The sequence below is a fragment of the Stackebrandtia sp. genome (assembly GCF_035643755.1).
GTDB lineage: Bacteria > Actinomycetota > Actinomycetes > Mycobacteriales > Micromonosporaceae > Stackebrandtia.
In genome coordinates this window covers 22,975-29,065 of record NZ_DASQPW010000312.1, presented here as the reverse complement: position 1 = coordinate 29,065, position 6,091 = coordinate 22,975, and the positions used below count along the sequence as shown (strand labels likewise).

At 69.3% G+C, this 6,091-nt stretch carries 7 protein-coding genes; 2 read left to right on the top strand and 5 right to left on the bottom strand.

The window, feature by feature from the left end; all coding sequences use genetic code 11:
- The 4 genes from VE172_RS24615 to VE172_RS24600 form a co-directional block, all read right to left on the bottom strand.
- Positions 1-1,374, bottom strand: a 1,374-nt coding sequence (locus VE172_RS24615; protein WP_324804660.1) for an amino acid permease, incomplete at its 3' end; no start/stop codon positions are given.
- Positions 1,375-1,466: 92 nt separating this feature from the next.
- Complete coding sequence (locus tag VE172_RS24610; protein ID WP_324804659.1) at positions 1,467-1,934, bottom strand: S26 family signal peptidase; 468 nt, start codon at positions 1,932-1,934, stop codon at positions 1,467-1,469.
- A gap of 78 nt (positions 1,935-2,012) precedes the next feature.
- Positions 2,013-2,297, bottom strand: a complete 285-nt coding sequence (locus tag VE172_RS24605; protein ID WP_324804658.1) for a MoaD/ThiS family protein — start codon at positions 2,295-2,297, stop codon at positions 2,013-2,015.
- A 7-nt stretch (positions 2,298-2,304) separates the two neighbouring features.
- Positions 2,305-3,405, bottom strand: coding sequence for a WD40/YVTN/BNR-like repeat-containing protein (locus VE172_RS24600; RefSeq protein WP_324804657.1), 1,101 nt, complete (start codon positions 3,403-3,405; stop codon positions 2,305-2,307).
- Between the two features lie 128 nt (positions 3,406-3,533).
- On the opposite strand from VE172_RS24600, the gene VE172_RS24595 reads away from it, so the two are divergent.
- Positions 3,534-3,977, top strand: a complete 444-nt coding sequence (locus tag VE172_RS24595) for a PH domain-containing protein (RefSeq protein ID WP_324804656.1) — start codon at positions 3,534-3,536, stop codon at positions 3,975-3,977.
- A 7-nt stretch (positions 3,978-3,984) separates the two neighbouring features.
- Here VE172_RS24595 and VE172_RS24590 read toward each other — a convergent pair whose 3' ends face one another.
- Positions 3,985-4,896, bottom strand: coding sequence for a 2-hydroxyacid dehydrogenase (locus VE172_RS24590; RefSeq protein WP_324804655.1), 912 nt, complete (start codon positions 4,894-4,896; stop codon positions 3,985-3,987).
- Positions 4,897-4,936: 40 nt separating this feature from the next.
- Between VE172_RS24590 and VE172_RS24585 the strand changes: the two genes are divergently transcribed.
- A complete protein-coding gene (locus VE172_RS24585; protein WP_324804654.1) occupies positions 4,937-6,082 on the top strand; it encodes a PQQ-dependent sugar dehydrogenase in 1,146 nt (381 codons plus the stop codon).
- Positions 6,083-6,091: the final 9 nt, after the last annotated feature.

Here is a 6,091-nt window from a genome sequence, read left to right as displayed (position 1 = left end):
GCAGGTGATCACCGCCAGGATCGGCACTACCGGCACCCAGGGCGCCCGGAAGCCGCGCCGCAGGTCGGGGCGGCGCCGTCGCATCACGATCACGCCGATCGACACCAGCACGAAGGCGAACAGGGTGCCGACATTCACCATCTCGGCCAGCTTGTCGGCGCGGAAGAACGTGGCAAGGATCGCCACGAAGATCCCGATGCCGTAGGTCATGCGCACCGGCGTGCCGCCGGAGCCCGTCACCGACCAGGAGCCGGGCATCAGCCGGTCGCGGGACATCGCGAACAGCACCCGGATCTGGCCGAGCAGCAGCACCAGCACCACCGTGGTCAGGCCGGCCAGCGCCCCGAAGGACACGATGGTGGCCGCCCAGTCGACGCCCTTGGCGGTGAAGCCGGTGGCGAGATTGGCGGTGATGGGTTCCCCGGTCTTCGGATCGGTCCTGGTGGCCAGCGCCGTGTACTTCTGCATGCCGGTCATGACGATCGCGGTGCCCAGATACAGCACCGTGACCACGGCCAGCGAGCCGATGATGCCGCGCGGCATGTCGCGCTGCGGGTTGCGGGTCTCCTCGGCGGTGGTGGCGACGATGTCGAAGCCGATGAACGCGAAGAACACGATGGACGCACCGGCCAGCACGCCGAACCAGCCGTACTTGGTGCCGACGTCGCCGAGCATGACCGCGAACAGGGTGGAGTCCAGTCCGCTGGAGCCCGGCGGGGCGGGCTGGCTGGGCGGGATGAACGGCGTGAAGTTGCCGGGGGTGATGTAGAACAGGCCGACCACGATGACCAGCAGCACCACGGTGACCTTGATGGCGGTGATGACGGTGCTGACCCGCGCCGACAGCTTGATGCCGGTGGCCAGCACGATCGTCAGGGCCGCCACCAGCAGCAGCGAGCCCCAGTCGACGCTGATCCCCGCGACCTGGACGGTGGTGGCCAGGTTGGCGCCCAACAGACTCAGGCACTGCTGGAGGTAGCTCGACCAGCCCTTGGTGACGGCGCCGGCGGCCACGGCGAACTCCAGAATCAGGTCCCAGCCGATGATCCAGGCGATGAACTCCCCGAACACCGCGTAAGAGTAGGTGTAGGCGCTGCCGGCCACCGGGACGGTCGAGGCGAACTCGGCGTAACACAGCGCCGACAGTCCACAGGCGACCGCGGCGAGCACGAACGACAGGATCACGGCGGGGCCGGCCTTGTCGCCGGCGGTGCTGGCCGCCACGGTGAAGACGCCGGCGCCGATCACGACCGCGACGCCGAAGACCGTCAGGTCGAGCGGGCCGAGGGTGCGTTTCAGCCGGTGCCCGGGCTCGTCGGTATCGGCGATCGTCTGCTCGATCGACTTGGTCTGCCACAGACGCGATGCCGCCACGACTGCCACCCCCATCACCGTCTCGGATTCCCCACCGGACTCGCCGGGATATTCGGATACGGGGGCGATTATGCCCTATAAGGGGCCCGACGTCAGCGGATCACCCTGCCGACCTTGACGCCGAGGATCTGGTCAACCGGGCAGGGGCCGTAGAGCCGGGAATCGTCGCTGTGGCGCTGGTTGTCGCCCAGCACGATGACGTGTCCAGACGGGACGGTGCCCTCGCCGGGAACCTGTGGCGGGTAGGGGTCGCCGCCCACGGCGGCCACCCGCTTGATGAACCAGTGGCTGACGTCGAGGTCGCCGGTGGCCGGCTCGGCCTGCTTCCAGCCGTACACCGAGTTCGGGCGGGCCACCACGACGATGCGGCCGGAGTCCAGACCCTTGATGCCGCGCCGGATCATCACCTTGTCGCCCGGGTACAGCGCCGGGCTCATGCTCATGCCGTCCACGGTGATCGCCACGAACCGGCGGCGCCGCCACAGCGCCACCGTCGACAGCGCCACCAGCCCGCTCGCCAGGGCCAGGGCCGCGAACCCCCGGGATCTTCGGTACGCCATGGCGGCGAATCCTAATGACCCTACAGTTAGTAGGGTATGACCAGTTGGGCCATTACCGGGTATATCCGTGCCGCGCGGTCAGCCGCCCGCTATCGATGGCAGGACCCGCACCTCGGCGCCGTCGGGCACCGCGGTGGCGACACCGGACAGCCGGCGGCACTCGTCCTCGCCCACGAAGACGTTGACGTGACGGCGCACCTGGCCGTGCTCGTCGCGGATCCGGCGATCCAGCCGGGGATAGCGCAGCCCCACCGCGTCCAGCACCGTGGTCAGGGTGGCCGCGGCGTCGACGGCGACGTCGAGGCTCGCGGCACCCTCGGCCTCGCCGCGCAGCGCGCCCGGAATGAAGACGGTGACGCTCATCGGCGCATCACACCCGGGCGGCGCGGACGCACAGCACGTCCGGCAGGTGCGAGGTGACCTGGGTCCACTTCTCACTGTCCTCAGTGGTGGAGAAGACGTCGCCGCAGCGGGTGCCGAAGTAGTAGCCCGGCACCTGCTCGCCGTCGGTGCTGGCCGCGTCGCGCAGCACGATGCCGAAGTACGGGTCGGTGGGCAGCCCGTGGCTCACCGAACGCCAGGTGTCGCCCCCGTCGTCGCTGCGCCACGCCTGCAGCTGGTTGTCCGGCAGGAAGCGGTTGGCGTCGGCGTTGATCGGGAAGTTGATCACGGTGTCGGTGCGGTGCGGGTGCGCCACGATGGCGAAGCCGAAGTCGCACGGCAGGCCGTCGGCGATGGACGTCCACTTGCCGCCCTCGTCGTCGCTGCGGTAGACGCCGCCGTGGTTTTGGACGTACATCCGGTTCGGGTCGCCCGCCGCCCGCGCCGCCTTGTGGACGCACTGGCCGTATTCCGGGTACGGGTCCGGGAAGAAGTCGGCGCGAATTCCCTGGTTGTACGGGTTCCAGCTGTCGCCGCCGTCGTCGGTGCGGTAGAAGCCGCCGCCCGACATCGCGATCGAGATCTTGGCGGGATCGGTGGGGTGCGGCAGGATCGTGTGGATCGCCGCGCCCCCGGCGCCCGGGAACAGGGTCGGCCGATGCGGGTGGTCCCAGAACGCCTGGTTCATGGTGAACGTCAGACCGCCGTCGTTGGACTGGAAGAAGGAGTGCGGCTCTCCCCCGGCGTACACCACGTCCGGGTCCAGGCCGAAGGCGAACTGCCAGCAGCGGGCGAAGGACTTGTCGGCGCCCGCGGGCAGCGCGATCGGCGCGTTGTCGGCCGGCTCGGTCCAGGTGGCGCCCAGGTCGTCCGAGTGCCACACGCTGGGCCCGAAGTGCGCGCTGTCGGCGCCCACCAACAGCCGCGGCGTGTCGCGCCGGGTGTCGATGCCCACGGCGTACACCCCCGACTGCAACGTGCTGGCGTCGCCGCCCAGCTGGATCGGCCCGGTGACGCGCCACGACTCCCGATCGTCGCTGACGGCCGTGAACAGGCCCTTCTTCGTTCCGATCGCCAAGAGATAGGTCATTGGTGGACGCTCCTTCACAGCGCTGTGGAGATCAGGCTCACAGCCTCCCCCGACGGTACGACATTCGGCCCCCACAAGCGGCGTGGGCGGGCAAACAGGTGGCCAAAGGCCGTGACAACATTGCCGGTATGACCGTCGTCAACGCCAGTGCGCATCGCATGCGGTTTCGGCGCAGCGGGGCCGTGTGGCTCGCCGCCATCCTCATGCTGGTGTTCGTCATGCCCTTCGCGGGCAGCGTCTTCGTCGAACTGCACGGCTGGAAGCGCGACATCCTGGTGCCGCTGGCGGTGGTGGCCATCGCCATCCCGCTGCTGATCGCCGTGTGGTCGCTGCGATCGGGCGTCGACGTCGACGCCGACGGCCTGCGCGTCAAGGCGCTGTTGGGCGCCCGCGAGTACTCCTGGGGCCAGGTCGACGGCTTCGACGCCGACGGGCGCACCGTGTTCCTGCTGCTCGATTCGGGGGCGCGGATCGCGCTGCCCAGCGTCCGCCCCGTCGACCTGCCGCGCCTGATCGAGGCCAGCGGCAGCGAGCTGCGCGAGGCCGACGACGCGCCCGACGACGAGGACTGAGACCGGGTCAGTAGCCGTTGGACACGATGTTGCGCAGCGGTTCGCCAGCGGCGTAGCGGCGAAGCTGGTCACCGACCAGGGCGTACATGTTGTGCAGCACGTCGCGGATCGCGCCGCCGACGTGCGGGGTGATCAACACGCCCTCGAGGGTCCATAGTGGGTGGTCCTCGGGCAGCGGCTCGGGGTCGGTGACGTCCAGGGCGGCGCGCAGCCTCCCCGCGGCCACCTCCGCGACCAGCGCGTCCGTGTCGACCACGGGGCCGCGCGCGGCGTTGACCAACAGCGCGCCGTCGCGCATCCGCGCCAGGAAGGCCGCGTCCACCATGCCGCGGGTGGCGTCGGTGAGCGGAACGATCATCACCACGATGTCGGCCGACGGCAGCAGCTCGGGCAGCTCGTCCACGCCGTGCACCCCGTCGCGGGCGCGGCGCGCCACCAGCACGGGCTCGGCCTCGAAGACCTCGACCCGCCGCGCGATCGCGCCGCCGATGTCGCCCGCACCGACGATGAGGACCCGCTTGCCCGCCAGGGTGTCGCGCCGCGCGGTCCTCCACTCGCGACGGTGCTGGGCGCGGGCGAAGTCGTCGAAGCCGCGCAGCGAGGCCAGGATCGCCGCCACCGTCCACTCCGACGTCGACGCCGTGTGCACGCCCATGGCGTCGCACAGGATGACGGACCTGGGCACCAGGGGTTCCCACACGTCGGCCCCGGCCGACATCAGCTGGACCACCTTCAGACCCGTCATGTCGGCCAGCCGTCGGGTGGCCTTGTGGCCGCTGAGGAACGGCGGAGACCAGAACTCGACGGTCGCGGGATCGGAGGGGTACTCGTCGCCACCGTGGTAGACCTCCACCGTCACCCCGTTCGGAATCTCCCCCAGGGTGGCGAGGCCCTCTTCGTGCGAGATCCAAGCCTTCATGTCCAGGAAGGCTACTAGCGGCGGCAGTTACCCTTTCGATGTGACTTCTCGAGCCATCCGCGTGTGCGGTGCCGCGCTGACCGTGTTGGCGACCGCGTCGGCCTGCTCCTTCGGCGCGCCGCCGCCCGACGACTCGGGCGATCCGCCCGACCTGCCGTCGAACTCGTCCTCGTCGTCGAAGTCGGCCGACCCCTCGGTGACCTCCGATGTCGTGGCCGACAATCTCAAGGTGCCGTGGGGAATCACGTTCCTGCCCGACAAGTCCGCGCTGGTCACCGAGCGCGACACGGGCAAGATCCTGTCGGTCACCCCGCCGAAGAACAAGGGCGACAAGGCCAAAGTGGACACCGTGCAGACGGTGGGCGGGGTTTCGCACTCGGGAGACGGTGGGCTGCTGGGCATCGCGGCCTCGCCCGACTACGCCAAGGACAAGACGGTGTACATCTACTACACCACCGACTCGGACAATCGGATCGCGAAGCTGAAGGACGGCGGCAAACCGAAGCCGATCGTCACGGGGATCCCGAAGTCCGACACCCGCAACGGCGGCCAGCTGGCCTTCGGCCCCGACGGCGACCTGTACGCCACCACGGGCGACGCCGAGAAGGCCGACGACGCGCAGGACAAGAAGTCGCTGGCGGGCAAGATCCTGCGGATGGATACCAAGGGCAAGGCCCCGTCCGACAACCCCTTCGGCAAGTCCCTTGTGTACTCGTACGGGCACCGCGACTCCGCGGGGCTGGCCTGGGATTCGAAGAAGCGCCTGTACGCCACCGAGTTCGGCGACAAGGAGGACGAGCTCAACAAGATCAAGCCCGGCGGCAACTACGGCTGGCCGCAGGTGGAGGGCGCCAGCTCGGGCGGCACGTACGAAAGCCCCGTGACCACCTGGAAGACCAGCGAGGGCGAGTGCGCGGGGGCGGCGTTCGCCGAATCGGCGATGGTGACGGCTTGCCTGACGGGGCAACGGTTGCGTACCTTTAAGTTTGACAAGAAGGGCAAACTGGACGGTAAGCCGGCCGAGAGCCAGAACAACGAGTTGGGTCGGCTACGCGCCGTCGCGGCGGCCCCCGATGGTACCTTGTGGATCAGCACCTCGAATCGGGAGCACGGCGGGCAACCCCATAAGGGCGACGACAAGATCATCCGAGTGATCGCGGGCGGATCGGCGGAAGGACAGACGTAATCGCAGACT

What these genes read in the sequence shown, in the direction of transcription:
- VE172_RS24610 (WP_324804659.1), bottom strand. Translation starts at nt 1,934, where the DNA reads ATGGCGTACCGAAGATCCCGGGGGTTCGCGGCCCTGGCCCTGGCGAGC.
- VE172_RS24605 (WP_324804658.1), bottom strand. Translation starts at nt 2,297, where the DNA reads ATGAGCGTCACCGTCTTCATTCCGGGCGCGCTGCGCGGCGAGGCCGAG.
- VE172_RS24600 (WP_324804657.1), bottom strand. Translation starts at nt 3,405, where the DNA reads ATGACCTATCTCTTGGCGATCGGAACGAAGAAGGGCCTGTTCACGGCC.
- VE172_RS24595 (WP_324804656.1), top strand. Translation starts at nt 3,534, where the DNA reads ATGACCGTCGTCAACGCCAGTGCGCATCGCATGCGGTTTCGGCGCAGC.
- VE172_RS24590 (WP_324804655.1), bottom strand. Translation starts at nt 4,896, where the DNA reads ATGAAGGCTTGGATCTCGCACGAAGAGGGCCTCGCCACCCTGGGGGAG.